The organism is Streptomyces sp. NPDC019224 (genome assembly GCF_040632605.1).
Lineage (GTDB): Bacteria > Actinomycetota > Actinomycetes > Streptomycetales > Streptomycetaceae > Streptomyces.
This window is the reverse complement of sequence record NZ_JBEYCF010000004.1, coordinates 145,496-170,593: the sequence shown is the minus strand read 5'-3', so window position 1 is coordinate 170,593 and position 25,098 is coordinate 145,496. Positions and strand designations below refer to the sequence as shown.

The following is a 25,098-nucleotide window of genomic DNA, read 5'->3' as shown; positions in this document are numbered from 1 at the left end:
GCCGGGCCGTCAGCCCGTTACGCCGGGGCCGGCTTGGGGCTCCCCGGCCGGCCGCGCAGCAGCCACGCGCGCAGGGCTACCCGTCGCAGGCGGCCGTCCTCGTCGCGGGGCAGCGCGCCCACGATCTCCAGCCGCGTCGGCAGGAACGCCTCGGCGACCCCCCGCGCGGTGAGGTGCTCGCGCAGCTCGGCGGCTCCGGGCGGCCGGTCCCACGCGACCGGGACCACCACCGCGCACGGCAGCTCCCCGTGCTCCGGGTCGGTGTAGGCGACCACCGCCGCCTCGCCCACCCGGGGATGGGACAGCAGGCCCTCCTCCACCTCCGCGACCGGCACCATGAAGATCGCCCCGGTCCGGGTGCCCGCCCGGGCCCGGACCCGGATGCCGCCCCCGGCGTCCGTCGTCGCGAGGTCCCCGGTGTCCAGCCAGCCGTCCCCGTCCTCCCAGGTCGACACGGGCACCGCCACCCCGTGCCGCCAGGTCGCCAGGGCCACCGACGGCCCGCGCACCCGGAGCGGGGCGGGGCCGGGACCGTCCCCGGCCGGCACCTCCAGTCCCCGCAGCAGCCGCGCCTGACCGGCCGCCGCCGACAGCGCGCCCATGCCGAGCTCCGGCGCCCCCCACGCCGACAGCACCGGCACCCCGAACACCTCCCGCAGCTCGGCCGCCAGCGGCTCCGGGGTGCTGGTGCGCCCGCCGGACAGGACCAGCCGCAGCCGCCCCAGGTCCCGCGGCCGCTGCCGCTGGGTCGTCAGCAGCTCCGCGAAGTACGCGGGCTCCGCGTACACCTGGTCCACCCCGGCGTACGCCATCAGGTCCAGGCAGCGGCCCGGGTCCCACACGTCCTGCCAGACGCCGGTGCCGCCGACCGCGAGCGGCCAGCACACGGTGTAGATCAGCGAGGCCAGCGAGGTCAGCGGCAGGGTGCTCAGGAAGACCTCGCCGGGCCGCCGCCCCGGGCCCTCGGGATGGTGCTGGGCCGCGATGTTGGCGTACAGCGTGTCGGGGGAGTGCACCACCGAGGTGTACGCGTCGCGCAGCCCCATCACGCTGATCAGCAGCGCCGGCCGGTCCGCGCGCCCCGGCAGCGGCCCGGGGCGCCGGCCCGCCCCGGCCCTCTCGTGCGGGGTGCGGGCGAAGTACGCCGTGAAGTCGACCGCCCCGGTCGCCGCCGCGTCCCCCACCACCACGCGGTGCCGCAGCCACGGCAGCCCCGGTGCCAGATCGGCCAGGGCCTCGGCGTGCGGGAAGCCCTCCCAGGTGTCCGGGACCACGCACACGCGGGCCCGGGTGCCGTCCAGGATGTGCCGCAGCCCGTGGGCCCGCACGGTCGGCAGCACGGGCACCGCGACCGCCCCGGCCCGCCAGCAGGCCAGGGTGAGGGCGGCCGTCTCCCACCAGTTCGGCAGCTGGTAGGCGACCGGATCGCCCGGAGCCACCCCGAGCGAGACCAGGGCCGCCGCGAACCGGTCGACGTACAGAGCGAGTTGCCCGTACGTGACGGTGACCCGGCGTTCGCCCTCGGGCCGCAGCACGCGCTCCGCGACGATCGCGGGCCGCTGCGGCGCACCGGCCGCCGTGCGGCGCAGATCGTCCAGGAAGGTCTCCTCCCGCCACCACCCGGCCGCCCGGAACCGCCGGACGACCTCGTCGGGCGCGGTCAGCTCCAGCAGGCGGCGCTCCGCCGTGCCGGTGCCCCGGGTCATCCCCATCGCCCCACCGCCCCGGCCACCTGCACCCGCGAGGTGCACCCGAGCCGCCGCATCACCTGGCGGACGTGGTTGACGACGGTCCACTCGGAGATGTCGAGGCGGGCGGCGATGTGCCGGTTGGTCAGCCCCTCCGCGACCAGGAGCGCCACCTGCGCCTGGCGCGGGGTGAGCGACTGCGCCTCGGCCGCGGCCCCGGCCGCCGGGCGCCGCGACGGCACGGGTGACGACAGCGCCTCGGCCACCGCCGTCGGCGCGGACATCCGTACGCCCTCCGCCCACGCGGTCGCGAAGTCGGGCCAGTCCAGCCGGGCGCCCAGCTCCGTACGGGCCCGCTCGGCCCGGGAGCGCCACTCCTGCGGGACCTCGGCGCGCGTGCGCTGCCGCAGCACGTCCGCCGCCGCGAGCAGCCGCACCGCGCGCGGCCGTTGCGCGGGCTGGGAGCGGAGCAGCAGAAGCGCGAACTCCTCAAGCGAACCGGGGAGTTCGGTGCGCTCGTCGATCGCCTCGTACAGTCGCAGGGCCTCCCGCAGCGCGGCCTCGGCCGGCTCCGGCTCATCGCCCTCCAGGTCCAGCCCGGCCAGGGCCCGCAGCGCGCCGGCGAGGCCGCGTCCGTCGCGGCTGCGGCGGAACGTCTCCTCGGCCCTGACCAGCATGTCCCGCGCCTTGCGCCGGTCGCCCTCGGCGTGCAGGGCGGCGGCGAGCGCGACCGCCGCCTCGGCGGTGCCCCCGGTGACGCCCATCGTGGACAGGGCGCTGTGCGCGGTGACCAGCACGCTGCGGGCCGCCGCCGCGTCACCGGACCTGAGCAGGGCGGTGCCGAGCCGGAGCGAGGCGAGGGCGTTCTGCCGGCGGTCCCCCACGCTCTTGCCGAGGGCCAGCGCCCGCCGGTGGCGGCGTACGGCCTCCTGCGGATCGCCCAGCGCCAGCGCGAACACCCCGGACAGGTCGGTGAGCCGGGCCCGCAGCGCCTCCGCGAGCGGCCCGCCCTCGGCGACCGCGTCGCACCACTCCAGACCCTCCCGCAGCCGCCCCTGCGCCAGCCACGGCAGGTGGCAGCCGAGCACCATCGCCGCAGCGGCCTCCCCGTCGCCCCGCTCGTGCAGGCGCCGCAGGGCCGCGAGGACGTTGGGGCTCTCGGCCGCCGCCTCCCGCAGCAGCCGGTCCTGGCCGGTCCCGGCGAGCCCCGGCAGCACGGCCGCCACCAGCCGGCGGTAGCGCTCCGCGTGCGCGTCCGCGACCGCGCCGGCACCGTCCGCCCCGGCCGCCCGGGCGCGTGCGTGGGACCGTACGGGCTCGGGCACCGCGAGCCGCAGCCCGTCCCGCTCCTCACCGACGACGGTGAGCAGCCCCCGGTCCATCAGGGGTTCGAGGCCCTCCTCGTCGGCGAGCCCGGCGGCGGCGAGCCCGAAGCCCGGCTCGTACACCGCGAGCCGTTCCAGCAGAGCGAGGGCCGCCGGTTCCAGGCCGTGGCAGCTCCACTCGGCGAGCGCGGTGAGCGAGCGGTGCCGGGCGGGCGCGTTCACCGGGCCGCCCGCCAGCACGGTCGTACGTCCGCGCAGCCGGGCCGCCAGCAGGTGCGGGGGCAGCAACCGCAGCCGCAGGGCGGCGAGTTCGAGCGCGAGGGGCAGACCGCCGAGCAGGGTGCAGATCTCCGCCACGGCCGCGCTGTTCTCCAGGGTCAGCGCGAACGACGGATCGGCGTCCCGGGCCCGCCGCACGAACAGCGCCACGGACGCCACGGACGCCACGGCGTGCGGTTCCTCACCGTCGTCCTCACCGGGCACGGGCAGCGGGCCGAGGGGCAGCAGCTGCTCCCCGTACACCCCGAGCGGCTCCACGGCGGTGACCAGCACCACCACGCGCGGGTCGCCGGCCAGGGCCACGGCGGCCTCGGCGGCGGGCTCCCGGGCCTCGTGGTCGCAGCCGTCGAGCAGCAGCAGGACGCGGCGGCCGGCGGTGTCCCCGGGCAACGCCGGCCCGAGCCCCCGCAGCGCGCCCGGGACCGTCGCGTCGACGGCCTCCACGTGGGCGAACGCACCGCCGAGTTCCCGTACGGCCTGCCGGGCGAGGCGGGTCTTGCCGACGCCGGCCCGCCCGGTCAGCGTGACCAGCCGCACCCCGGGGGAGAGCAGGCGTTCCCGCAGGGCGGCGGTCTCGGTCTCCCTGCCGACCAGTTCCGTGTCCGGGCCGAGCGCTACCGACATGGTTCCCCCACCGTGCGGGACGCCCCGGCGAACGGGCCGCCCTGATGAATCCGCCAGAGCCCCGGCCGTATCTCCACCGCCCCGAAACCCGCCCCCGACGCGTCGGTGCCCGCGTCCAGGGCCCGCAGCGAGCGCCGTGCGTACATCCGCAGCGCGGGGTCGTCCAGCGCCCCCGCCAGCGTCAGGCACTCGTCGAACCAGACCCGGGCGGCCTCCGGTCCCTCCTGGGCCAGCGCCACCAGCGCCCGCACCCGCGCCGCCTCGTAGCGGCCCCTGGCCCGGCCGGGCGCGGCCAGCACCGGTTCCAGCAGCTCCGCCGCCTCCCCGGCCGCACCGCCGTCCAGCAGGAGTTCGGCCAGACCGACCAGCGCCTGCCCCGCCTCCTCCTCGTCACCGCACTCCCGGGCCAGTACCAGCGCCCGCCCCCACAGCTTCCGGGCGTACTCGAAGCGCCGGTAGCGCCAGGCGAGTTCGGCGCGGAGCCGCAGCATCCGGGCCTCGGCGGACCGGTCCGCGCACCTCCGCGCGGCGTCCAGGGCCAGCGCGTAGCACGCCTCCTCGGCCTCCGCGTCGGGCCGCGCGCACCGGGCGAGCCCGTCCGTCAGGCGTACGGTCAGCTCCCACAGCCCCGCGTCGTACGCGGACCGGGCCAGCCGGGCGAGCGCCGGCGCGTCCGGGTCCGTCGCGCGCCGGGGCCCCGCCGCGCCCGGCGCGTACGCCAGGCACACGCGCCGCACGGCGGCCCGGACGGATCCCCCGTCCTCCTCGTCGGCCAGCCGTTCGGCGGCGAGCAGCCGCAGCAGCTCCGGCAGCCGCCACGCGTCCCGGTCCGCCTCCACCAGCCGGTCGTCGGCCAGCCCTTCCAGCGCGGCGAGCGCCCGGGCCTCGGTGAGGTCCAGGGCGACGGCCGCCCGCGAGGCGTCGAAGGGGCCCGGCGGCAGCAGGGACAGCAGCCGGAACTGCCGGCGCCGCCCGTCGTCGCAGGCCTCGTACGCCGCCAGCAGCCGGGCCCGTACGTCCATGTCGCCGGTGCGCAGCGCGTCGAGCCGGCCGTCCTCCGCGCGCAGCCGGTCGACGAGCGTGGCGGGCGTCCAGTGCGGCCGGGCGGCGAGCTGGGCGGCGGCGGCCCGCACGGCGAGCGGCAGCCGCCCGCACAGTTCGGCGATCTCACCGGTCCTGTCCGCGGTCATCGGGCCGTCCTCGCGGTGCCCGTCGAACAGCCGCGCCAGCTGCCGGGTCTCCTCCGGGCGCCACGGTCCGAGAAGCAGCGTCCGCAGCCCCGGCAGCCCGGCCGGCACCCGGCGGGCGGTGAGCAGCAGGGTGTACCCGAGCGGCAGCAGCGGCCGTACGTCGGCCTCCGAGGCCACCCCGTCCACCACCAGCAGCGCCCCCCGCGCGGGGGCGGGGCGCGGCGGGCGTCCGCCGTCGTGCGGATCCAGCAGGCGCAGCCCGCCGGGGAACGCGTCGGCGGCCCGGTGCGCGGCCTCGACCGCCAGGGCCGACTTCCCGGCCCCCGGCATTCCCGTCACGGCGATCACCCCGCCCCCGGTGCAGGACCGCAACAGGCCTTCGAGCGCGGCGAGTTCCCCCGTACGGCCCACGAACGACGGGTCGGGAGCGGGCAGCGGGCGGTCGCCACCGCCGCCGCCACCGGCCCCCGGGCTCACGGCCGGGGCCGGTTCGGGGCGGGCCAGGCCGGGGTCGCCCTCCAGGATGAGCCGCTGGAGCCGGCGGGACCTCGGGCCGGGTTCGATGCCCAGCTCGTCCACCAGGGTCTGCCGCAGCAGCGTGAACACCCGCAGCGCCTCGGCCTGCCGCCCGCACCGGTACAGCGCCACCATCAGATGCGCGTGGAACTCCTCGCGCAGCGGGTACTCCGCCGCCAGTTCGTGCAGTTCGGGGACGAGTTCGCGGTGCATGCCGAGGTGCAGCTCGGCCCGGACGCGCTCGTCGAGCGCCGTGGTGCGGGCCTCGTCCATGCGGACGGCGGCGCCCTCCAGGAGCGGCCCGTGCGGGATGTCCGAGAGCAGCGGCCCCCGCCACAGGGCGAGCGCCCGGCGCTGGAGATCCGCGGCGGCGGCGAAGTCCCCGTCGTGCAGGGCCCGGTGGCCGCGCCGGGACAGATCGAGGAAGGCCGTGCTGTCGAGCTCGTCCGGGGTGACCCGCACCAGGTAGCCGGGGCGGCGGGTGAGCAGCGTCTCCCGGCCGTGGTGCGGGTCGGCGGTGCGCAGGGCCTTGCGCAGGTGGGACACGTACACCTGGAGGGTGGTGGGGGCGGTGCGCGGCGGGGAGTCGGGCCACAGCTCGTCGATGAGGCCGTCCACCGACACGACCTCGTTCGCGCGGACCAGCAGCGTCCCGAGGACACCCCGCAGCTTGGCGGCCGCCGGCGCGCCGCCGCTGACCTCCAGGGGGCCCAGGATGCCGAAACGCACCGCGTCCACCGGTCAGTAGTCCTGGACCACGCAGGTGCGGGCCTCGGCGACCGCCCACCGCTGCTGCGTCAGGGTCAGGGTCACCGGCACCGAGGGCCGGCCCTCGGCGTCCCGGCCCAGCGGACCGGCCACCGCCACGCAGCGCAGCGGCAGCGCGCGCTCCGCCTGCCCCCGGAAGTGCACCTCGCAGGCGCCCAGGGTGCTGCGCTCCGGGTCCAGGCCGTGGGCGCGGGCGGCGGTGAGCAGCGAGCTCTGGCGCAGCGACTCCAGCAGGTGCAGCCCGGAGAACTGCCCCTGCTGCCGCCCGTCCGTCACGTCGAACACCGGGCTGACCGGCGCGGACAGCACCCAGGTGCTGATCCGGCCGCGCGAGGCGTCCACGGGCTCGCTGATCACCACGTTCTCCCCGGCGCACCGGCTCACCTCGGCGGCGCCGGCCGGGCGCGGCGGGGCGTCGGGGGTGTCGTTCAGCTCGGGCACGGCGCGCATCGCCTGCCGGGCGTGCGCGACGTGCTTGCGGTACAGCTTCGGCATCAGGAAGACCATCCCGGCCGACCCGACGGCGCACGGCCGCCCGTCGATCCGCACGTCGAGGTGGAAGTCGAGTCCGCGCGGCACATCGGCGACCACGTTCGCGGGCCGGGCCCTGATCTGCGTCTCCATCACCACGCCCCGGCCGCCGGCCGGGTTCGCGCGCCAGGCGGAGAGATCCGTGAGGTCGAGCGAGAAGCGGTAGAAGAGGCCGGGGCGGTCCTCGGGCACGCCGAAGTAGCGGTGGCCGACGAGCTCGCCGACGTCGCGCACGCCCGCGGTGGCGATCTGGAGGTCGTGGAAGCGGCCGGGGCCGTCGTTGAAGAGCGGATGGGCCACGGGGGTGTCGCCGACGAGAGTGAAGTACTCCTCGCCCAGACTCGGCGCGTCCAGACCGTAGTAGGACCGGGCGGCCGGGCGGTGGATCAGGTGCTGGGCGATCCCCGCGCTCCCCGCCGTCACCGGTCCGTGGATGGCGGGAGCCGAGGCCGTGCGGTTGTCGACTGTCATGTCCCTCCCCTTCTCTCAGCACATGGTGAAGCCCTCGGCAAGCCCCGGCCACCTGCCGCCGGTGGCCACAAAATGCATGGCAGGAAGGTGCGTTCGGGGAGGAGCCGTACTTAAGCGGCATCCATGGTCGCTGGGCGATGCTGTGCCCCGACAGCCCCGCCGAGGGACATCCCCCGCGCCCTCGGCGGGGCTTTCCAGGGAGGCACCGCGATGGCCATCACCGACACCGGCGGCGACCGTTCCGCCCCGTCCGTACCCGCGCGCACCGGCGGGCCGACCCGCCGCGTGCGGTTCGGCTACGCCTCGGGGTCGCTCGTCACGGGCACGTTCACCACGCTCCCGGGTCTCCTCCTGCTCCCGTACCTCACCGACACGCTCGGGGTCGGTGCCGCGCTGGCCGGGGCGGTCGTCTTCCTGCCGAAGGCGTGGGACGTCGTCCTCAACCCGTTCGTGGGCCGCGCCAGCGACCGTACGCGCACCCGCTGGGGCTCCCGCCGCCCGTACGTGCTGGTGGGCGGGCTCGTCATGGCGCTGGGCTTCGCCCTGACCTTCGCGGGCCCGCTGCCCGGCTCGGCCGGAGCCTGGTTCACCGCCGCCGGTTACCTGCTCACCGCGACCGCCTTCGCCTTCTTCCAGGTCCCGTACGCCGCCATGCCCGCCGAGCTCGCGGACCGCGAGGAGGACCGGATGCGCCTGGTGGCGGGCCGGGTCGCGGTCATCGGCGTGGCGGCCCTGGTGACGGGGGCGGCCGCGCCCGCGCTGGTGGACGCGGGGGGCGGCGGCCTGCCGGGCCACCGCTGGGCCGGGGCGTTCGGCGCGGTGGTGGTGGCGGTGGGCGCGGTGTGGGTCTTCGCGGGCACGCGTACGCCGGGAGCCGGAGGCCGTACGCCGGGAACCGGGGCCCGTACGCCGGAAGCAGGAGCCCGTACGCCGGAAGCAGGAGCCCGTACGCCGGGAGCCGGGGCCCGTGCGGCGAAGAGCACCGCACCCGCCGACGCGGCCCAGCCCACCCTCCGCGAACAGTTCGCCGCCGCCCGCGCCAACCCGCCCTTCATGGCGCTGCTGCGCTGCGTGGTCCTCCAGTCCGTCGCCACCGGCGTCCTCCTCGCGGGCGCCCCGTACTTCGCCGACCACGTGCTGCACGACTCCTCCGGGGTCGGCCCGCTGGTGGCCGCGTTCGTCGCGCCGAACCTGCTGACCATGCCGCTGTGGTCCCGGCTGCGCGGCCCGCGCGGATACGCCCTGGCCTCCGCGCTGTTCACCGCCGGCTGCCTGCTCTTCCTGGCCTCGCCGCTCCTGCCGCAGGGCGCGGTGCTGGTCACGATGGCCCTGGCCGGCACCGGCCACGCCGGCCAGCTGCTCTTCCTGTACGCGATGCTGCCGGACTGCATCGCCCGCGACACGGCCCGGACCGGCCGCCACCAAGGGGGCGTGCTCTCCGGGGTGTTCACGACCGCCGAGGGCCTGGGCGTGGCCGTCGGCCCGTTCCTCTACGGCCTGGTCCTCCAGCTCACCGGATACGTCTCCTCAGGCACCGGTGACGCCGCCGGACAGTCCCTCACGGCCCGTGTCGGCATCCTGGCCGGCTTCGGCGCCCTCCCCGCCCTGGCCGCCGTCGCGGCGGTCCTCCTCCTGCGCGCGTACGACCGCCCCTAGCGAATCCCGTTGCTTTGAATATCAGTGGATCTCAGCAATTCCGGCGTTTCTGCCGGAACGGTCCGTGACGGTGTCACCAGAGTGCGAGTTGCGTTCTGGTGTCCTGTTGACGGTCTCCCGTTTCTGTCCCGGCTCTGGGGCCGGGGATTGTGCCACCTGCCCGCCCCGTCCCGGCCGGGTGGCCGGATGGGGTCTCCCCTGCTCGAACGAAGTTGAGAGCTTGGGGAAGGGTGGTGCGGGTCTTGCGGTCGGCTCCACGGGGCTTCGACCCCACCACGACGGTGGGGTCCAGGTCTCCGGCCACTCCGGTACCTGTACTGCGGGTGGTGCGGGTGGTGCGGTTCGCGAGGGCGAGCAGGTTGTGTCCGGCGTTCTCGTCCCGGTCCAGGACGAGCCCGCAGGCGTCACACTCGAAGACACGCACGTGCAGGGGCAGTTTGGCTTTCACCGCACCACAGCGCGAGCAGGTCTTCGAGGAGGGGAGCCACCGGTCGGCCACGACCAGCCGTGTGCCGTGCCGGCGGGGCTTGTAGGTGAGCTGGCGGCGGATCTCGCCGAACGCGGCGTCCGCGACCCGGCGGGACAGCCGCCGGTTGCGGCCCATCCCGGCTACGTTCAGGTCTTCGACCACGAGGGTGCCGTACTCGGCGGTGAGGCGGGTGGTCAGCTTGTGGAGGGAGTCCTCGCGCAGGTTCGCCACCCGGTGATGCACCTTGTTCCGGGCCCGGTTCGCCTTCTCCCACCGACGCGAGGGCTTCTGTCCGGTGCGCCGGTCGGGGCCCCGGCGGCGTGAGACGACACGGCCGGCCCGGCGCAACTGCTTCTGCGCGCGGTCGAGGTGGCGCGGGTTGGGCACCCCGGTCACGGCGCCGTCGCTGTCGGCGAGGACGGCGAGGGTTTTGATGCCCAGGTCGATCCCGACCCCAGCGTCCGGGCGCGCGACCCGTACCAGTTCGTTTCGCTGTTCGACCTGGAAGGAGACGAACCAGCGCCCCCGGTCCAGACGCACCGTCGCGGACAGGATCCGCAGGTGACCTGCGTCGATCCGGGCACGCAGGTCGGGACGCGGCTCATGGAGGCGGATCGTGCCGATCCGGGGCAGGGTGAGGTGCCTGCCGTCCGCCTCGATACGGATCGCCCCGGTCGTGAACCGGCACGCCGCACGGGCCTTCCGTTTCGACTTGAAACGCGGCACACCCACCCGCGCACCCCTGCGTTTCCCGTTCCTGGACTTCGCGTAGTTGTCGAACGCGGCCGACGCGTTGCCGAGACCGGTGTTGTAGGCCTCCTTGGAGTTCTCCTCCCACCACCCCGCGGTGACATGAGCGACCGCCCAGTTGTACGCGGCCCGCGCCGCACCCGCATGCGAGTGCAACCGGGCCACAGCCGCAGCACCCGGGTCCAGAGCCAGCCTGTGCGCGGACACGGTGAAGCCCGGCTGCGGCACGAACTTCTTCACGCACTCACCCCGCCGGGGCAGCGGCAACCACTACACACCTTCACCACATCGGCATATTCACAGATAACACCGCACAACTACTGAAAGAAATAGGAACAGTTGTTTACCCCTACCGACGACACGGGTAGGCACCGCCGCACCCTCGCAGCATGATGGGCACGGTCATGACGGAGCGCATCGGGGGGCGGCTTTGCCGACGTACACGCGGGACCGGTACACGGCCCAGGTCGGCTTCGGCCCGGAGGTGCGCGAACTGATCACCCGGGCCCTGGCCCCGCGGGAGCCCGACGTCGCCGTCCGGGCGGGCACCTACGTCGTCGATCCGCCGTTCTTCGGCAACGGGGACGTCGGCCGGGTCGCCGTCTGCGGTGCCGTCAACGACCTCGCGGCCACCGGCGCCGACCCCCGCCACCTGGCCCTCGGCATCGTGCTGGAGGCCGGTCTCCCGCTCGACCTGGTCCACCGGCTCACCGCCTCGGTCCGCGACGCCGCCGCCGAGGCCGGGGTCACCGTCGCCGCCGTCGACACCCAGGTCGTGCGCGCCGGCGAGGCCGACCGGGTCTACGTCACCGCCACCGCCTTCGGGGAGCGCGGCGGGCCCGCGCTCGGCCCGGACCGCGTCCGCCCCGGCGACCGCATCGTGGTGACGGGCCCCCTCGGCGACCACGCCGCCCACCTGGTCTCCCTGCGCGACGGCCTCGGCTACGAGCACCACGTCCCCAGCGACTGCGCCCCCCTCACCGGCCTCCTGCGCGAGGTCCGCGCCGACCTCCACCACGCCCGCCCCGTGGCCGCGGGCGGCCTCGCGGAGGCCCTGCGCCTGAGCGCCGCGGCCCGGGGCCTGACCCTGTGCGTGGACGAGTCCGCGCTGCCCGTGCGCTACGAGGCCCGGGTGGCGCTGGCGACCCGGGGACTCGCCCCGCTGGACGCGGCCTGCGCGGGCTGCCTGTGCCTGTTCGTCCCGGCGGACCGCACGGCCGCCGTGCTCGCCGCCCTCCACGCCCGCCCCGAGGGCCGCCACGCAGCCGTGGTCGGCGAGGTGACGGCCGACCCCCTGGGCGACGTCGAGTACGTCACCCCGGACGGGCCCCGCGCCCGGACACCGAGCGCGGGGCCGCTTCCGGAGCGGCTGCTGTGAGGCCCCCCGGTCGCCTCCCCGGTCACCCCCGCCCGGCCACCACCGGCGCCGCCACTCCGTCCTGCCGCGCCACGACCGGGCGGCGGCGGATCAGGAGACCGGCGGTCGGATGGGCGACGCCCCAGGCGGCACCCTTGCAGACCAGCTCCTTGTAGACGGCGGCGATCCGGCCCGTCAGCGCCGCCCGGACCGCGCGGTCGTCGGCGGTGACGTACTGGATCAGGCCGTCCTTGCGGCCCAGCGAGACGCACTGGTTGAAGTAACGCAGCGGCGTGGACGGGACCTTGGTGCCGGTGAGGCGGGCCGCGATCGCGTCGGCGGCCTGCCAGGCGGTGGGGACGCCCGAGGCGCAGGACATCCGCAGCGGCTTGCCGCCGGGGCCCGCGACGAGGGCCGCGTCACCGATGGCGTACACGTCGGGGTGCGAGACCGAGCGCATGGTCGCGTCGACGACGATCCGCCCGTCGCCGGAGGTCCGCAGGGCGGTGGCCGCCGCGAGCGGGTGGACCGCGAAGCCCGCCGTCCAGACGGTGACCGCCGCCGGGAGCGAGGTGCCCTCGGCCGTGGTGACGTGAGCGGCGCCGACCTCCGCGACGGCGGTGTGCTCGTGGACGGTGATCCCGAGCCGGTCGAAGACCTTGCGGACGTGCCGGCGGCCGGCGGGCGAGAGCCAGTCACCGAGCCCGCCGCGTGCCACGAGGGCGATGTCGAGATCCGGGCGGGCCTCCGCGAACTCGGTCGCCGCCTCCAGACCGGTCAGCCCGCCGCCGACGACGAGCACGGACTGCCCGGGCGCGAGGGCGGCCAGCCGGTCGCGCAGCCGGAGCGCGCCGGGACGGCTCGCGATCTCGTGGGCGTGCTCGGCGGCGCCGGGGACGCCCCGGGTGTCCCAGGTGCTGCCGAGGGCGTGGACGAGGGTGTCGTACGCCAGCTCCTCCGGCCCGTCCACGCCCTGGACGGTGACGGCCTTGCGGTCGACGTCCACGGCGGTGACCCGGCCGACCCTCGGCTCCACCCCGGTGCCGGCGAACATCTCGGAGAAGGGGCGGGGCGTGAGGTCCTGGCCCGCCGCGAGCTGGTGCATGCGGACGCGCTCGACGAAGTCGGGCTCCGCGTTGACGAGGGTGACGGTGACGTCCTCGCGGCGCAGCCGCCTGGCGACGCGGCCCGCGGCGACGGCTCCGGCGTATCCGGCTCCGAGGACGATGATGCGGTGCTGCTGCATGTGCCTGCTCCTGTCTCGCGCGGGTCCGCCCCTGCGGGGTGGTGTCTCGCCCCTTGAACCGGACGGCCCGCGATTTCCTGACAGGAACCTCGTGTGACGTGGGTCACTGCCTGCTCAGAACGCTGTGAGCAGCGGCTTTCCGTGCTCCATGGCCGCCCACCGCCGGGTCGCCCGCTCCAGCTTGTCCGGGTTGACCTGGTTGCGGAACGAGGCGATGCCCTCGGGGGTGACCTCCACGCACATCACGCCGATGACCCGGTCGCCGACGACCGCGAGGACGGCGGTGGAGCCGTTGGCGTGCGTCATGTGCAGCTCGGCGGGACCGCCGGTGACCGCGGTCTTCGCCCTGCCCGGCTTGAGCAGGCCGCGCATGAACGTCGCGACGGCCTTCGCGCCCTCGAACGCCTTGGCGCGGGCGGGCACCTTCCCGCCGCCGTCCCCGAGGGAGAACACGTCCGAGGTCAGCAGCTCCACGAGCGGTTCGGTCCGGCCGCCTGCGGCGGCGAGCAGGAACTCCTCGACGACCCGGCGGGCGGCGGCCTCGTCGACCTCGGTGCGCGTCCTGCCGTCCGCGATGTGCTTCTTCGCCCGGTGGTGGACCTGCTGCACGGCGGACTCGCCGAGGTCCAGGATCTCCGCGATCTCCCGGTGCGGATAGCCGAACGCCTCGCGCAGCACGTAGACCGCCCGCTCGCCCGGCGTCAGCCGCTCCATGAGCGTGAGCACGGCGTACGAGACCGACTCGCGCTGCTCCACGGTGTCGGCGGGCCCGAGCATGGGGTCCCCGGCGAGCAGCGGTTCGGGCAGCCACGCGCCCACGTACGTCTCGCGGCGGGCCCGGGCGGAGGTGAGCCGGTTGAGGCAGAGGTTGGTGAGGACCTTCGTCAGCCACGCCTCGGGAACCTCGATCCGCCCGGTGTCGGCGGCCTGCCAGCGCAGGTACGTGTCCTGCACGGCGTCCTCGGCCTCGCTCGCCGATCCGAGGAGGCGGTAGGCGATGGCCTCCAGCCGGGGCCTGGCCGCCTCGAACCGGTCCACGTCCTGCACGGTCGGGTCCATGCCGGAATCCTAGCCCCGGGCCCGTCGCCGGCGCCCGGCCGTAAGGTGCCCGCATGGACTGGCAGTGCACCGGCCTCCGCTGGCCCGAGGAATCCGCCGGCCCCGCGCTCGGCTGGCGCAAGGGGAGTCGGACGCGGGCGAGCCCCCTGGCGTACGGGACGGAGTTCGGCTTCCGGGCGGCCGGCGAGCGGCGCTGCTCCGGGGCCCGGGGCAACGCCTGCCCGGTGGGTGCCGTGGTCCCGGCGCGGAGCACGGGCGGGCGCTGCCCCGAGTGCGGCCGGCTCGACCGGGCGCACTCGGTGGCCGCCGACACGATCCCGGACGACCCGCGCACGTACCGGGTGTACCTGGCGTGGTTCGGGCCGGGGATGGTGAAGGTCGGGATCACCGCCGAGGAGCGGGGCGCGGCCCGGCTGCGGGAGCAGGGTGCGGTGGTCTTCAGCTGGCTGGGGCGCGGCCCGCTGATGGCGGCGCGCCGGGCCGAGGAGGTGCTGCGGGCGGCGCTCGGGGTCCCGGACCGCATTCCGTACGCGCGCAAGCGGGCGGTGCGGGCGGACCTGCCGGAACCGGCGCTCCGGGCCGCCGAGCTGGCGGAGCTGTACGGGAAGGCGGCGGGCCTGGAGGGCGGCGGGCCGGAGTCGCTGGAGCGGCTGCCGTTCGTGGCGGTGGACCATGCGGGGGTGTTCGGGCTGGGAGCGGTGTCCGGCCCCGGGCCGGTCCGGGCGGTGACCGGCCTGACCGACGGCGGCACGGTCGCCGGCCGGCTGGTCGCGGCGGCCGGCCCCGACCTGCACCTGGACACGGGCGCGCAGGGCCTCGTCATCGTCGACACGCGGCTGATGACCGGATGGACGCTGGCGGCGGCCGGTGCGGGCGCCGCCGGGGTGGGCGTGCCGACCGTCGCGGTGGGGGGCGGCGCCGCGCAGGACGGGCTGTTCTGAGAAGGTCGGCCGTATGGGTGACGATCACGACGACGTGGTGCGGTTGTGGCAGCGGCTCGGGCTGCCCGGACTCATCGACGTCCACACGCACTTCATGCCGGAGCGGGTGCTGCGCAAGGTCTGGGCGTACTTCGACTCGGCGGGCCCGCTGACCGGCATGGAGTGGCCGATCACCTACCGGCACGAGGAGGACGAACGGCTCGCCCTGCTCCGCTCGTTCGGGGTCCTCCGCTTCACATCGATGGTCTACCCGCACAAGCCGTCCATGGCCGCCTGGCTGAACGGCTGGGCGGCGGACTTCGCCGCCCGCACCCCCGACTGCCTGCACACCGCGACCTTCTTCCCCGAACCGGACGCCGAGCGCTACGTGCGGGAGGCCGTCGAGGCCGGGGCCCGGGTCTTCAAGGCGCACCTCCAGGTCGGCGCGTACGATCCCGCCGATCCCCTGCTCGACCCGGTCTGGGGCCTCCTCGCGGAGGCGGGCGTCCCGGTCGTGACGCACTGCGGCTCAGGCCCGGCCCCCGGCAAGCACACCGGCCCGGACCCGGTCGCCCGCGTCCTGGCCCGGCACCCCCGGCTGCCGCTGATCGTGGCGCACATGGGCATGCCGGAGTACCCGGAGTTCCTGAGCCTCGCGGAGACGTACCCGGAGGTCCGGCTCGACACGACGATGGCGTTCACCGACTTCACGGAGGGCTTCACGCCGTTCCCGAAGGCGGAGCACGGCCGCCTCGCGGACCTCGGCGACCGTATCCTGCTGGGCACGGACTTCCCGAACATCCCGTACCCGTACGCGCACCAGCTGCACGCCCTGGAACGGCTGGGACTCGGCGACGACTGGCTGCGGGCGGTCTGCCACGACAACGCGAAGTCGCTGTTCGGCCTCTGAGGATCCGCTCCGGCTTTCTCAGGGAATTCACAGAAACGGACAAGGACTCTCTCAGAGCGGCCCCGGACGGTTGAGGCATGACGACGACGACCTCGCCCCAGGGGCGTACCGAACTGCTCAGGCCGGACCGCACCCCCGTGCGGGTCCTGGTCGTGGACGACGAGGACTCGCTCACGGAGCTGCTGTCGATGGCGCTCCGCTACGAGGGCTGGGAGGTCCGCAGCGCCGGTGACGGCGCCGGTGCCGTGCGGGCGGCCCGCGAGTTCCGGCCGGACGCGGTGATCCTCGACGTGATGCTGCCCGACATGGACGGGCTCACCCTCCTCGGCAGGCTGCGCCGGGAACTGTCGGACGTGCCGGTGCTGTTCCTGACCGCGCGGGACTCCGTGGAGGACCGGATCGCCGGGCTCACGGCGGGCGGCGACGACTACGTCACCAAGCCGTTCAGCCTGGAGGAGGTCGTGGCCCGGCTGCGCGGCCTGATCCGCCGCTCGGGCACGGCGACGGCGCGCGGCGAGTCGCAGCTCGTCGTGGGCGACCTGATGCTGGACGAGGACAGCCACGAGGTGAGCCGGGGCGGGGCGAACATCCACCTCACGGCGACCGAGTTCGAGCTGCTGCGGTTCCTGATGCGCAACCCGCGCCGGGTGCTCAGCAAGGCGCAGATCCTGGACCGGGTCTGGAACTACGACTTCGGCGGCCAGGCCAACGTGGTCGAGCTGTACATCTCCTACCTGCGCAAGAAGATCGACGCGGGCCGCACGCCCATGATCCACACCCGGCGCGGCGCGGGATACCTGATCAAACCCGGTGAGTAGGCGCCCGGGACGGCCGTGGACCCTGCGCACCCGGCTGGTGGTCTCGGCGGTGACGCTGATCGCGGTCGTCGCCGCGGTGATCGGCTCGGTCACGGCCATCGCCTTCCACAGCTACATGTACGGGAAGCTGGACGACCAGCTGCGGGACATCGCGGTCCGGGCCGGGCGGGTGCCGGGCGCACCGGTGCCGGGCGCCCCCCGGGGCCCCAAGGAATCCCCGGACCGCGATCCGCTCGGCTTCATCGGCATGGGCGGCCAGCCGCTGCAGACGTTCGGCGCGCTGGTCGAGGACGGCGGCATCACCGGCTCGGCCGTGGTCAAGGGCGGCGGGTTCGACGCGGGCGAGAACACCGAACCGCTGACCGCCGCCCAGCAGGACGCCCTGGAGGCGGCCGGTGTCACGGCGGACGACCGCGCGCACGACGTGGACCTGCCCGGCCTGGGCGGCTACCGGGTGCGGGCGGTGCCCGCGAGCGACGGCGCGACCGTCCTGGTCGGCATTCCCACGACCGAGGTGAGCCGCGCGCTCAGCACCCTGATCCTGGTCGAGGTCTGCGTGACCGGCGCCGGGCTCGTCGCCGCCGGGATCGCGGGCGCGGTGATGGTCGGGGTCGCCCTGCGTCCCCTGCGCCGGGTGGCCGCCACCGCGACCCGGGTCTCCGAACTCCCCCTGCACAGCGGCGAGGTGGCCCTCCTCGAACGCGTCCCGGACGCCGAGGCGGACCCGCGCACCGAGGTCGGTCAGGTCGGTGCCGCGCTGAACCGGATGCTGGGCCATGTCGGCTCCGCCCTGGACGCACGGCAGCGCAGCGAAACCCGCGTGCGCCAGTTCGTCGCGGACGCCAGCCACGAACTGCGTACCCCGCTCGCCTCGATACGCGGCTACGCCGAACTCACCCGGCGCGGCCGCGAGGACCCCGGCCCGGACACCCGGCACGCGCTCGGCCGCATCGAGTCGGAGGCGCAGCGCATGACGGGCATGGTCGAGGACCTGCTCCTGCTCGCCCGCCTGGACGCGGGCCGCCCGCTCTCGCACGAGAGCACCGATCTCTCTCCGCTGGTCGTGGACGCGGTGAGCGACGCCCGCGCGGCGGATCGCGCCGAACCCGCCCGGCAGTGGCGCCTGGACCTCCCGGACGCCCCCGCCACGGTCCGCGCCGACCCCACCCGCATCCATCAGGTCCTGGTCAACCTCCTGGCCAACGCCCGCACCCACACCCCACCGGGCACCACGGTCACCGCCCGCGTGCTGGCCGACCCGGCCGGCCCCTGGGTCACCCTGGAGGTCCAGGACGACGGCCCCGGCATCCCCCCGGACCTCCTGCCCCACGTCTTCGAGCGCTTCGCCCGGGGCGACGCCTCCCGCTCCCGCCACGCGGGTTCGACGGGCCTGGGCCTCGCGATCGTCCAGGCCGTGGTGACCGCGCACGGCGGCGTCACGGAGGTCCGCTCGGTCCCGGGCGAGACGGTGTTCGCGGTGCGTCTCCCGGCGGACCGGGGTGGGACGGACGGCCCCCGCCGGGGATGACGGGACAGCCCTTCGCGCCGGAGCCGGCACCCGCTGACGGCGGCGGGCGGGCCCACTCACAGGTGGACCACAGCCTCACCACACACCCGTGACAGCCCGGTCGGCGACGGTCGGTGGCATGCGAACTGAGACTCCTTGGAGCACCCTGCCGGCCCGGGACCACCTCCTGGCCGGCGTGAGCGGTGCGGCGGGTGCTCCCGTACTCGATGTGGTGGTGCCCGTCTACAACGAGGAGAAGGACCTCGAACCGTGCGTGCTGCGGCTGCACGATCATCTGGCGCGCACCTTCCCGTACGCCTTCCGGATCACCGTCGCCGACAACGCGAGCACCGACCGGACGCCCGAGGTGGCGGAGCGGCTGGCGCGGTCGCTGCCGGGGGTGCGGTCGTTCCGGCTGGAGGAGAAGGGGCGCGGGCGGGCGCTGCGTACGGTCTGGACCCACTCGGACGCGCCGGTCCTCGCGTACATGGACGTGGACCTGTCCACCGACCTCAACGCGCTGCTCCCGCTGGTGGCGCCGCTGATCTCGGGCCACTCGGACCTCGCCATCGGCTCGCGGCTCGCCCGCAGTTCGCGGGTGGTGCGGGGGACGAAGCGGGAGTTCATCTCGCGGGCGTACAACATCATCCTGCGCTCGTCGCTGGCCGCCCGGTTCAGTGACGCGCAGTGCGGGTTCAAGGCGATCCGCCGCGAGGTCGCGCAGCGGCTGCTGCCGATGGTCGAGGACACCGGCTGGTTCTTCGACACCGAGATGCTGGTGCTCGCCGAGCGGGCCGGGCTGCGCATCCACGAGGTGCCGGTCGACTGGGTCGACGACCCCGACTCCACGGTCCACATCGTGCGCACCGCCACCGAGGACCTGAAGGGCGTGTGGCGGGTGGGGCGGGCGCTGGCCGTCGGCGCGCTGCCGCTGGACCGGCTGGCCCGGCCCTTCGGCGACGACCCGCGCGACCGGGCGATCGGCGGGGTGCCGGGCGGACTGGCCCGGCAGCTGGTCGGGTTCTGTGTCGTGGGGGCCCTGTCCACCCTGTTCTACCTGGCCCTGTACTCCCTCTTCCGGCTCGGCACCGGCCCCCAGCCCGCCAACGGGGCCGCGCTGCTCGTCTCGGCCGTCGCCAACACGTCGGCGAACCGGAGGCTCACCTTCGGGGTGCGCGGCCGGGGCAGCGCCGTCCGTCACCAGGCGCAGGGCCTCGTGGTCTTCGCCATCGGCCTCGCGCTGACCGCCGGTTCGCTGGCGGCCCTGGGCGCCGCGTCCGGCTCGCCCTCGCACACCACCGAACTCGCCGTGCTGATCGCGGCCAACCTCGCGGCGACGGTGCTGCGGTTCCTGCTGTTCCGGGCCTGGGTCTTCCCGGACCGGGACCGGGCAAACCCGCGGACGGCAAACCCCGCCCCCGCCCAGGCAAACCCCACGCACGCCCCGGCAGACCCCGCGCACGCCGCGCACCCCCTCACGCCCCCCGCCGCCGTTCCCGCACCCTCCGGTGCCGAAACCACCCACGACCTGAGGAACGCCCGATGACCACGCTCGACCCCGCCTACGCGCCGGCCCGGCCGGACACGCCCCCGGGGCACGCACGGGCCGCCGCTTCCCTGCCCCGCCGCGTCTGGCGCGGCCGGCCGGGGGACGCCCCCTGGGTGCGGCCCGCCTTCCTCGCCCTGCTGCTGGTCATCACGCTGACGTACCTCTGGAACCTCAGCTCCTCCGGCTACGCCAACTCCTTCTACTCCGCCGCCGTGCAGGCAGGCAGCCGGAGCTGGAAGGCCTTCTTCTTCGGCTCGCTGGACGCGGCCAACGCCATCACCGTCGACAAGCCCCCGGCCACTCTGTGGCCCATGGCCCTGTCGGTGCGGGTCTTCGGGCTCAGCTCCTGGGCGATCCTGGCCCCGCAGGTGCTGATGGGCGCGGCGACGGCCGGAGTGCTGTACGCGGCCGTGCGCCGCCGGTTCAGCGCCGCCGCCGGGCTGATCACCATGGCGGTGTTCGCGCTGACGCCCGTCGCCGCGCTGATGTTCCGCTTCAACAACCCGGACGCGCTGCTCGCCCTGCTGATGACCGTCACGGTCTACTGCGTGCTGCGCGCGATGGAGCACGGCCGCACGAAGTGGCTGGTGTGGGCGGGGGCCGCGGTCGGGCTCGCGTTCCTGTCGAAGACCCTCCAGGCGTTCCTGATCCTGCCGCCGCTGGCGGTGCTGTACGCGGTGTTCGCACCCGTCCCCGTACGCAGGAGGTTCGGGCAGCTGGGGCTTTCCGCGCTCGCCATGGTCGTCGCGGGCGGCTGGTGGGTGGCGATCGTCGAACTGTGGCCCGCCTCCTCGCGCCCGTACATCGGCGGTTCACAGAACAACTCGTTCCTGGAGCTGACCTTCGGCTACAACGGCCTCGGTCGGATCAACGGCGAGGAGACCGGCAGCGTCGGAGGCGGAGGCGGAGGCGGGGGCGGTGGCGGTCAGTGGGGCGAGACCGGCATCGGCCGGATGTTCAACTCCGAGATCGGCGCCCAGATCTCCTGGCTGCTGCCCGCCGCCCTGATCCTGCTCGCCGCCGGCGTCTGGCTGACCTGGCGGGGGAAGCGCACGGACACCGCGCGGGCGGCGTTCCTCGCCTGGGGCAGCTCGCTGCTGATGACGGCGGCCGTGTTCAGCTTCATGGCCGGCATCTTCCACCAGTACTACACGGTGGCCCTGGCCCCCTACCTCGCCGCGCTGATCGGCATGGGCGCCACCGTCCTGTGGGAGGAGCGGGCCCGCTGGTGGGCGGGCGCCGCGCTCGCCGCGACGGTCGCGGTGACGGCGTACTGGGCGTACGTGCTGCTGGGCCGCACGCCGGACTACCAGCCGTGGCTGCGGACCGCCGTGCTCGTCACCGGGCTGGTCGCGGCGCTCGGCCTGCTGCTCGCGGCCCGGCTGGGGCGGCGACTGGCTCTGGCCACGGTGGTGCTGGGATTCGCCGCGTCGCTCGCCGGGCCGACGGCGTACACCGTGAGCACGCTGAACACCGGCCACCAGGGCTCGATCGTCACGGCCGGCCCGTCCTCCGGCGGGATGGGCGGACCGGGCGGCGGCGGCCGGGGCGGCGGCCCCGGCGGAGGCGGCATGCAGCCCCCGGGCCAGGGGACCGGCGGGCAGGGCGCCAACCAGCAGGGCAACGGCATGGGCCGGCCCCCCACCGGCACCCCGCCCGGCCAGGGAACGGGCCAGGGAACCGGCCGGAACCAGGGCCAGGCGCCCACGTGGAACGGTGGCGGCGGCCAGAACGGCCGGCAGCGCGGCACTCCGCCCGGCATGGGCGAAGGCGGGGGCCCCGGCGGCGGTATGGGAGGTCTCCTCAACGGCGCGTCCGTCGGCTCCGAGGCCGAGAAGCTCCTGGAGACGAACGCGGACGACTACACGTGGGCGGCAGCCGCCATCGGCTCGCAGAACGCAGCGAGCTACCAACTCGCCACCGAGAAGCCCGTGATGGCGATCGGCGGCTTCAACGGAAGCGACCCGTCCCCGACGCTCGCGCAGTTCAAGAAGTACGTCGAGGACGGCCGCATCCACTACTTCGTCCCGGGCAGCGGCATGGGCGGCAGCGGCACCTCCGCGCAGATCTCCTCCTGGGTGGAGAAGAACTTCGAGGAGGTGACGGCGGGCAGCGCCACCTTCTACGACCTGACCCGGCCGACGACGAGCAGCTGACGGTTCGGCTGCTCAGCGCCGCAGCAACAGGTCGGCCACGACAGGGCGGTGGTCCGAGGCGAGCGTCTCGGCCACCGCCGCGTCGCGTACCCGGACCGTCTCCTTCGAAACGGCCACGTAGTCGATCCGCTGCACCGGGTTCCGCGCCGGGTAGGTCGGGCCGCCCGGATCGATGTCGGTCAGCTCCTCCCACAGCGGGGCCAGCTCCGGCGCGGCCGGGGGCGCGTTGAAGTCGCCGAGCAGGATCTGCCGTACCGGCCGCCGCTCGTGCGCCTGGTCCTCCGCCATGATCCGCCGTGTGTCCGCGACCTGGGCGATGCGGACGGACGGGTCGCCCCGGTAGTCGAGGTGCGTGGCGTAGACGTGGACGGGCAGCCCGCGCACCTTCAGCACCACCTCGCCGAAGCCGGGCGCGGGCGCCGGGACCGGGTTCGGGTCCTGTGTGGAGAGCCGGGTCAGCTCGTGGTTCTCGGCGCTCACGATCTCGTACCGGGACAGCACGGCCACGCCGAACTCCCGCCGGGGCCCGCCCTCCGCCACCGGGTCGAGGCTGTAGATCGGGGCGAAGGAGACGTGCATCCGCAGCCGTCGGCCCAGCTCGGCCGCCAGGTCGCGCCACTCGCTGCGGCCGCCCCAGTGGACGTCGACCTCCTGGAGCCCGATCACGTCCGCGTCCAGGTCCCGCAGGACGGCCACCTGCCGGTCGAGGTCGAAGACGTTGTCCGTGCCGGACCCGGCATGGATGTTGTACGTGGCGACGCGCAGCGGCACCGACTGCCCGGGCGCCCGCCCGTGCCCCGCGGCCGTTGCCGGAGGCGCGAGCGCGGCCCCCAACAAACCTGCTGCTACCAGGACTTCCACCGTACGACGACGCAGTGACATATCACTCCAGCTTCCGGGGCAGGTCGTATCCGATGCGGCGACCGGCACCGTACCCACGAGAAGACGCTTGTACGCCCCAACCACCCGGCCTCCATGGACGCGGGAGGCACCGCATCGCGCCGAGCAGGACGACCGGCCGGGCCGGCCCGGCCCCGGCAGCGGCATAGCATCAGGCGGGACCCCCGGACCGTACGGCTCCGCTTTCGGGGTAGGCGGTCCGCAGCAGGTCCGTCCGTCCCGTCGGCGAGACGAGGGAGTGCGCCATGGTGTCCGCGGCCGACCGCGTGAAGAGCCCTGTCCGGACCAGCGTGTGGCTGAACACCCGGCCGCCCGCCCGCTCCCGGCGGGCGGACCGGCCGGCCGGGCTCGACCGGGAGCGGATCACCGCCGCCTCGGTCCGGCTGCTGGACGCGGAGGGGCTGGCGAAGTTCTCCATGCGCCGGCTCGCCGCCGGGCTGAACGTCACGGCGATGTCCCTGTACTGGTACGTCGACACCAAGGACGACCTGCTGGAACTGGCCCTGGACGCGGTCCACCGCGAGATCGGGCCGCCGCCCGCCGACGCGCCCTGGCAGGACCGGCTGCGCGCGGTGGCCTCCGCCTACCGGGGGCTGCTCGTCCGGCACGCCTGGGTCTCCCCGCTCGCGGGCAGGTTCCTGAACCTGGGCCCGCACGCGCTGCTGGTGACCCACACCGTCCAGGACGTGATCCGGGCGGCCGGCCTCCCCGCGGAGGGCCGCGGCGGCGCGCTCTCGGCGGTCTTCCAGTTCGTGTACGGATTCGGCACGGTGGAGGGCCGGTTCGCCCAGCGCAGCGCGGAGGCGGGGCTCACCCAGGACCAGTACCTCCGGCAGGCGATGTCCGCGGTCCAGGAGCAGCCCCGGCTCGACGAGTACGCGGCGGACTCGTGGGACCTGATGGCGGCGGGCGGCGGCGCCACCATCGAGGAGAGGCGTGAGCGGGACTTCGCCTTCGCGCTGGACCTGCTGATCGCCGGCATCGAGGCGATGCGCGAGCGGGCCCGCGCGGAACGGTCTCAGTAGCCCCGGGCCGTGTCCACGGTGAGCGCCGGCACCCGGCCCGCCGTCAGTTCCCGCAGGCACGCGGTGAAGTCGGCGACGACGTCCTCGTCCGCCGTGATGCCCGCGGAGTGCGAGGTGACGACCGTACGGGGCAGCCGCCAGCACGGATGGCCGGGCGCGGCCGGCTCGTCGGCCAGCACGTCGAGCACCGCACGCCCCACCGCCCCGGAGCGCAGCGCCGCCTCCAGCGCCCCCAGGTCCACGGTCGCGCCCCGCCCCACGTTGAGGAAGGTCGCCCCGCCCATCGCGGCGAACCGGTCCGCCCCGAAGTAGCCGGTGGTCGCCCCGGTCAGCGGGAGCGCGGCGATCACCCAGCGGGCGGCGACCGGTTCGTCCGCCGGGACCACCGCGTCGAAGCCGGGCGGCACCGCGCGCGGGGTGCGGGCGGCGGCCACGGTCCGGATGGAGCAGGCCCGCAGCAGGGCGGCGACGGCGGAGCCGATGCGGCCGACGCCGTGCACCACGGCGGTCTGTCCGGCGACGAGTTCGGAGTCGATGCGGCGCCACTCGGCGCGGGCGTGCTGGGCGGCGAACTCCGGGACCGACTGGCACTCGGCGAGCACCCAGCCCAGCACGTACTGCGCGATCCGCTCGCCCATCCGGCCCACGGTCCGGGTCAGCAGCACGTGGTCCGGCCAGGGCCGTTCGCGCAGCAGGGCGTCCGTGCCGGCGTTGACGCTGTGGAACCAGACCAGGTCCGGCCCGCGCAGCGCGTCGGGCAGCGAGGCACCCACGTACACGAAGGGCCCGTCGGGGCGGGCACGCTCCACGGGGCGCCCGGTGGCCAGCGACAGGCCCCGCACGGCGGCGTCGCCGACCTCGGGCCCGGCGACGATCCGGGCCCGGTCGAGCAGGGCGGGGGAGATCACGGGGCGAGGCGCGCGGGGAAGCCGCCGGTGGCGACCGGGCCCCAGCGCTCCGGAGTGATCCGGATGATCGACTTGCCCTGCTTCACCATCGCCGCCCGGTACTCGTCCCAGTCGGGGTGCTCGCCGGAGATGTTCCGGAAGTACTCGACCAGCGGCTCGACCGAGTCGGGCGCGTCGATGACCTCGGCGGACCCGTCGATCTGCACCCATGGGCCGTTCCAGTCGTCCGAAAGGACGATCACGCTGACCCGCGCGTCGCGCTTGGCGTTGCGGGTCTTGGCGCGCTCGGGATACGTGGAGACGACGATCCGGCCCGCGTCGTCGACGCCGCAGGTGAGCGGGGAGCCCTGGGGGCGGCCGTCGGCCCGGGTGGTCAGCAGGATCGCCCGGTGCCGGGGCCGTACGAAGTCCAGCAGTGCGTCGAGGTCCACAGCGGTGTTGGTCGCGATGTCGGGTGCCATGGAACCGACCCTACG

General features: G+C 75.3%; 19 protein-coding genes. 9 read left to right on the top strand and 10 right to left on the bottom strand.

Annotated elements, in window-relative coordinates; translation table 11 throughout:
• Positions 1–17: 17 nt before the first annotated feature.
• From ABZ564_RS04495 to ABZ564_RS04480, 4 genes are read right to left on the bottom strand one after another with little or no spacing between them, the layout of a single operon-like run.
• Positions 18–1,712: an AMP-binding protein gene (locus ABZ564_RS04495; RefSeq protein ID WP_360849269.1), complete on the bottom strand. Its 1,695-nt coding sequence runs from the start codon at positions 1,710–1,712 to the stop codon at positions 18–20.
• A complete protein-coding gene (locus tag ABZ564_RS04490; RefSeq protein WP_360849266.1) occupies positions 1,703–3,916 on the bottom strand; it encodes a LuxR C-terminal-related transcriptional regulator in 2,214 nt (737 codons plus the stop codon). The genes ABZ564_RS04495 and ABZ564_RS04490 overlap by 10 nt, the downstream gene beginning before the upstream one ends.
• Positions 3,907–6,360, bottom strand: a complete 2,454-nt coding sequence (locus ABZ564_RS04485; RefSeq protein ID WP_360849263.1) for a BTAD domain-containing putative transcriptional regulator — start codon at positions 6,358–6,360, stop codon at positions 3,907–3,909. The genes ABZ564_RS04490 and ABZ564_RS04485 overlap by 10 nt, the downstream gene beginning before the upstream one ends.
• Positions 6,361–6,363: 3 nt before the next feature.
• On the bottom strand, positions 6,364–7,392 hold the full coding sequence (locus tag ABZ564_RS04480) for an AfsA-related hotdog domain-containing protein (protein WP_360849260.1): 1,029 nt from the start codon (positions 7,390–7,392) through the stop codon (positions 6,364–6,366).
• A 210-nt stretch (positions 7,393–7,602) separates the two neighbouring features.
• On the opposite strand from ABZ564_RS04480, the gene ABZ564_RS04475 reads away from it, so the two are divergent.
• A complete protein-coding gene (locus tag ABZ564_RS04475; RefSeq protein ID WP_360849257.1) occupies positions 7,603–9,048 on the top strand; it encodes an MFS transporter in 1,446 nt (481 codons plus the stop codon).
• A 73-nt stretch (positions 9,049–9,121) separates the two neighbouring features.
• Here the strand turns inward: ABZ564_RS04475 and tnpB are convergent, their stop codons facing one another.
• Positions 9,122–10,507, bottom strand: coding sequence for an IS607 family element RNA-guided endonuclease TnpB (gene tnpB / locus ABZ564_RS04470; RefSeq protein WP_360849254.1), 1,386 nt, complete (start codon positions 10,505–10,507; stop codon positions 9,122–9,124).
• Between the two features lie 190 nt (positions 10,508–10,697).
• On the opposite strand from tnpB, the gene ABZ564_RS04465 reads away from it, so the two are divergent.
• Positions 10,698–11,645 carry an AIR synthase-related protein gene (locus ABZ564_RS04465; RefSeq protein WP_360849251.1) on the top strand — a complete coding sequence of 316 codons (948 nt, stop codon included), beginning with the start codon at positions 10,698–10,700 and terminating at the stop codon, positions 11,643–11,645.
• A 22-nt stretch (positions 11,646–11,667) separates the two neighbouring features.
• On the opposite strand, the gene ABZ564_RS04460 is transcribed toward ABZ564_RS04465, so the two are convergent.
• Together ABZ564_RS04460 and sigJ are read right to left on the bottom strand one after the other, a co-directional pair.
• A complete protein-coding gene (locus ABZ564_RS04460; protein ID WP_360849248.1) occupies positions 11,668–12,870 on the bottom strand; it encodes an FAD-dependent oxidoreductase in 1,203 nt (400 codons plus the stop codon).
• Between the two features lie 114 nt (positions 12,871–12,984).
• The gene (gene sigJ / locus ABZ564_RS04455; protein WP_360849245.1) at positions 12,985–13,929 is read right to left on the bottom strand and encodes an RNA polymerase sigma factor SigJ; all 945 of its coding nucleotides are present in this window, start codon (positions 13,927–13,929) and stop codon (positions 12,985–12,987) included.
• Positions 13,930–13,982: 53 nt separating this feature from the next.
• Between sigJ and ABZ564_RS04450 the strand changes: the two genes are divergently transcribed.
• The 6 genes from ABZ564_RS04450 (at position 13,983) to ABZ564_RS04425 (ending at position 21,789) form a co-directional block, all read left to right on the top strand.
• The gene (locus ABZ564_RS04450; RefSeq protein ID WP_360849242.1) at positions 13,983–14,870 is read left to right on the top strand and encodes a DUF2797 domain-containing protein; all 888 of its coding nucleotides are present in this window, start codon (positions 13,983–13,985) and stop codon (positions 14,868–14,870) included.
• 13 nt (positions 14,871–14,883) lie between these two features.
• Positions 14,884–15,759, top strand: coding sequence for an amidohydrolase family protein (locus ABZ564_RS04445; protein ID WP_360849239.1), 876 nt, complete (start codon positions 14,884–14,886; stop codon positions 15,757–15,759).
• A 77-nt stretch (positions 15,760–15,836) separates the two neighbouring features.
• Positions 15,837–16,577: a response regulator transcription factor gene (locus tag ABZ564_RS04440; RefSeq protein WP_360849236.1), complete on the top strand. Its 741-nt coding sequence runs from the start codon at positions 15,837–15,839 to the stop codon at positions 16,575–16,577.
• Positions 16,570–18,105, top strand: a complete 1,536-nt coding sequence (locus ABZ564_RS04435) for a HAMP domain-containing sensor histidine kinase (RefSeq protein ID WP_360849234.1) — start codon at positions 16,570–16,572, stop codon at positions 18,103–18,105. Before ABZ564_RS04440 ends, ABZ564_RS04435 begins: the two co-directional genes overlap by 8 nt.
• Positions 18,106–18,223: 118 nt before the next feature.
• The gene (locus tag ABZ564_RS04430) at positions 18,224–19,630 is read left to right on the top strand and encodes a bifunctional glycosyltransferase family 2/GtrA family protein (RefSeq protein WP_360849231.1); all 1,407 of its coding nucleotides are present in this window, start codon (positions 18,224–18,226) and stop codon (positions 19,628–19,630) included.
• The gene (locus ABZ564_RS04425; RefSeq protein ID WP_360849228.1) at positions 19,627–21,789 is read left to right on the top strand and encodes a glycosyltransferase family 39 protein; all 2,163 of its coding nucleotides are present in this window, start codon (positions 19,627–19,629) and stop codon (positions 21,787–21,789) included. The genes ABZ564_RS04430 and ABZ564_RS04425 overlap by 4 nt, the downstream gene beginning before the upstream one ends.
• A gap of 12 nt (positions 21,790–21,801) precedes the next feature.
• Here the strand turns inward: ABZ564_RS04425 and ABZ564_RS04420 are convergent, their stop codons facing one another.
• Positions 21,802–22,671 carry an endonuclease/exonuclease/phosphatase family protein gene (locus tag ABZ564_RS04420; protein ID WP_360849225.1) on the bottom strand — a complete coding sequence of 290 codons (870 nt, stop codon included), beginning with the start codon at positions 22,669–22,671 and terminating at the stop codon, positions 21,802–21,804.
• Between the two features lie 263 nt (positions 22,672–22,934).
• Between ABZ564_RS04420 and ABZ564_RS04415 the strand changes: the two genes are divergently transcribed.
• Entirely contained in the window at positions 22,935–23,714 is a 780-nt protein-coding gene (locus tag ABZ564_RS04415) for a TetR/AcrR family transcriptional regulator (RefSeq protein ID WP_360849222.1), read from the top strand.
• Here ABZ564_RS04415 and ABZ564_RS04410 read toward each other — a convergent pair.
• Both ABZ564_RS04410 and ABZ564_RS04405 read right to left on the bottom strand, forming a co-directional pair.
• The gene (locus tag ABZ564_RS04410) at positions 23,708–24,622 is read right to left on the bottom strand and encodes an NAD(P)-dependent oxidoreductase (RefSeq protein ID WP_360849219.1); all 915 of its coding nucleotides are present in this window, start codon (positions 24,620–24,622) and stop codon (positions 23,708–23,710) included. The two genes, ABZ564_RS04415 and ABZ564_RS04410, sit on opposite strands and share 7 nt — an antisense overlap.
• The gene (locus ABZ564_RS04405; RefSeq protein ID WP_360849216.1) at positions 24,619–25,083 is read right to left on the bottom strand and encodes a PPOX class F420-dependent oxidoreductase; all 465 of its coding nucleotides are present in this window, start codon (positions 25,081–25,083) and stop codon (positions 24,619–24,621) included. The genes ABZ564_RS04410 and ABZ564_RS04405 overlap by 4 nt, the downstream gene beginning before the upstream one ends.
• Positions 25,084–25,098: the final 15 nt, after the last annotated feature.

Bases quoted from the DNA above. Each gene is read 5' to 3' on its own strand.
- ABZ564_RS04495 (WP_360849269.1), bottom strand. From the start codon at position 1,712: ATGGGGATGACCCGGGGCACCGGCACGGCGGAGCGCCGCCTGCTGGAG.
- ABZ564_RS04490 (WP_360849266.1), bottom strand. From the start codon at position 3,916: ATGTCGGTAGCGCTCGGCCCGGACACGGAACTGGTCGGCAGGGAGACC.
- ABZ564_RS04480 (WP_360849260.1), bottom strand. From the start codon at position 7,392: ATGACAGTCGACAACCGCACGGCCTCGGCTCCCGCCATCCACGGACCG.
- ABZ564_RS04475 (WP_360849257.1), top strand. From the start codon at position 7,603: ATGGCCATCACCGACACCGGCGGCGACCGTTCCGCCCCGTCCGTACCC.
- ABZ564_RS04460 (WP_360849248.1), bottom strand. From the start codon at position 12,870: ATGCAGCAGCACCGCATCATCGTCCTCGGAGCCGGATACGCCGGAGCC.
- sigJ (WP_360849245.1), bottom strand. From the start codon at position 13,929: ATGGACCCGACCGTGCAGGACGTGGACCGGTTCGAGGCGGCCAGGCCC.
- ABZ564_RS04450 (WP_360849242.1), top strand. From the start codon at position 13,983: ATGGACTGGCAGTGCACCGGCCTCCGCTGGCCCGAGGAATCCGCCGGC.
- ABZ564_RS04445 (WP_360849239.1), top strand. From the start codon at position 14,884: ATGGGTGACGATCACGACGACGTGGTGCGGTTGTGGCAGCGGCTCGGG.
- ABZ564_RS04440 (WP_360849236.1), top strand. From the start codon at position 15,837: ATGACGACGACGACCTCGCCCCAGGGGCGTACCGAACTGCTCAGGCCG.
- ABZ564_RS04430 (WP_360849231.1), top strand. From the start codon at position 18,224: ATGCGAACTGAGACTCCTTGGAGCACCCTGCCGGCCCGGGACCACCTC.
- ABZ564_RS04425 (WP_360849228.1), top strand. From the start codon at position 19,627: ATGACCACGCTCGACCCCGCCTACGCGCCGGCCCGGCCGGACACGCCC.
- ABZ564_RS04420 (WP_360849225.1), bottom strand. From the start codon at position 22,671: ATGTCACTGCGTCGTCGTACGGTGGAAGTCCTGGTAGCAGCAGGTTTG.
- ABZ564_RS04415 (WP_360849222.1), top strand. From the start codon at position 22,935: ATGGTGTCCGCGGCCGACCGCGTGAAGAGCCCTGTCCGGACCAGCGTG.
- ABZ564_RS04405 (WP_360849216.1), bottom strand. From the start codon at position 25,083: ATGGCACCCGACATCGCGACCAACACCGCTGTGGACCTCGACGCACTG.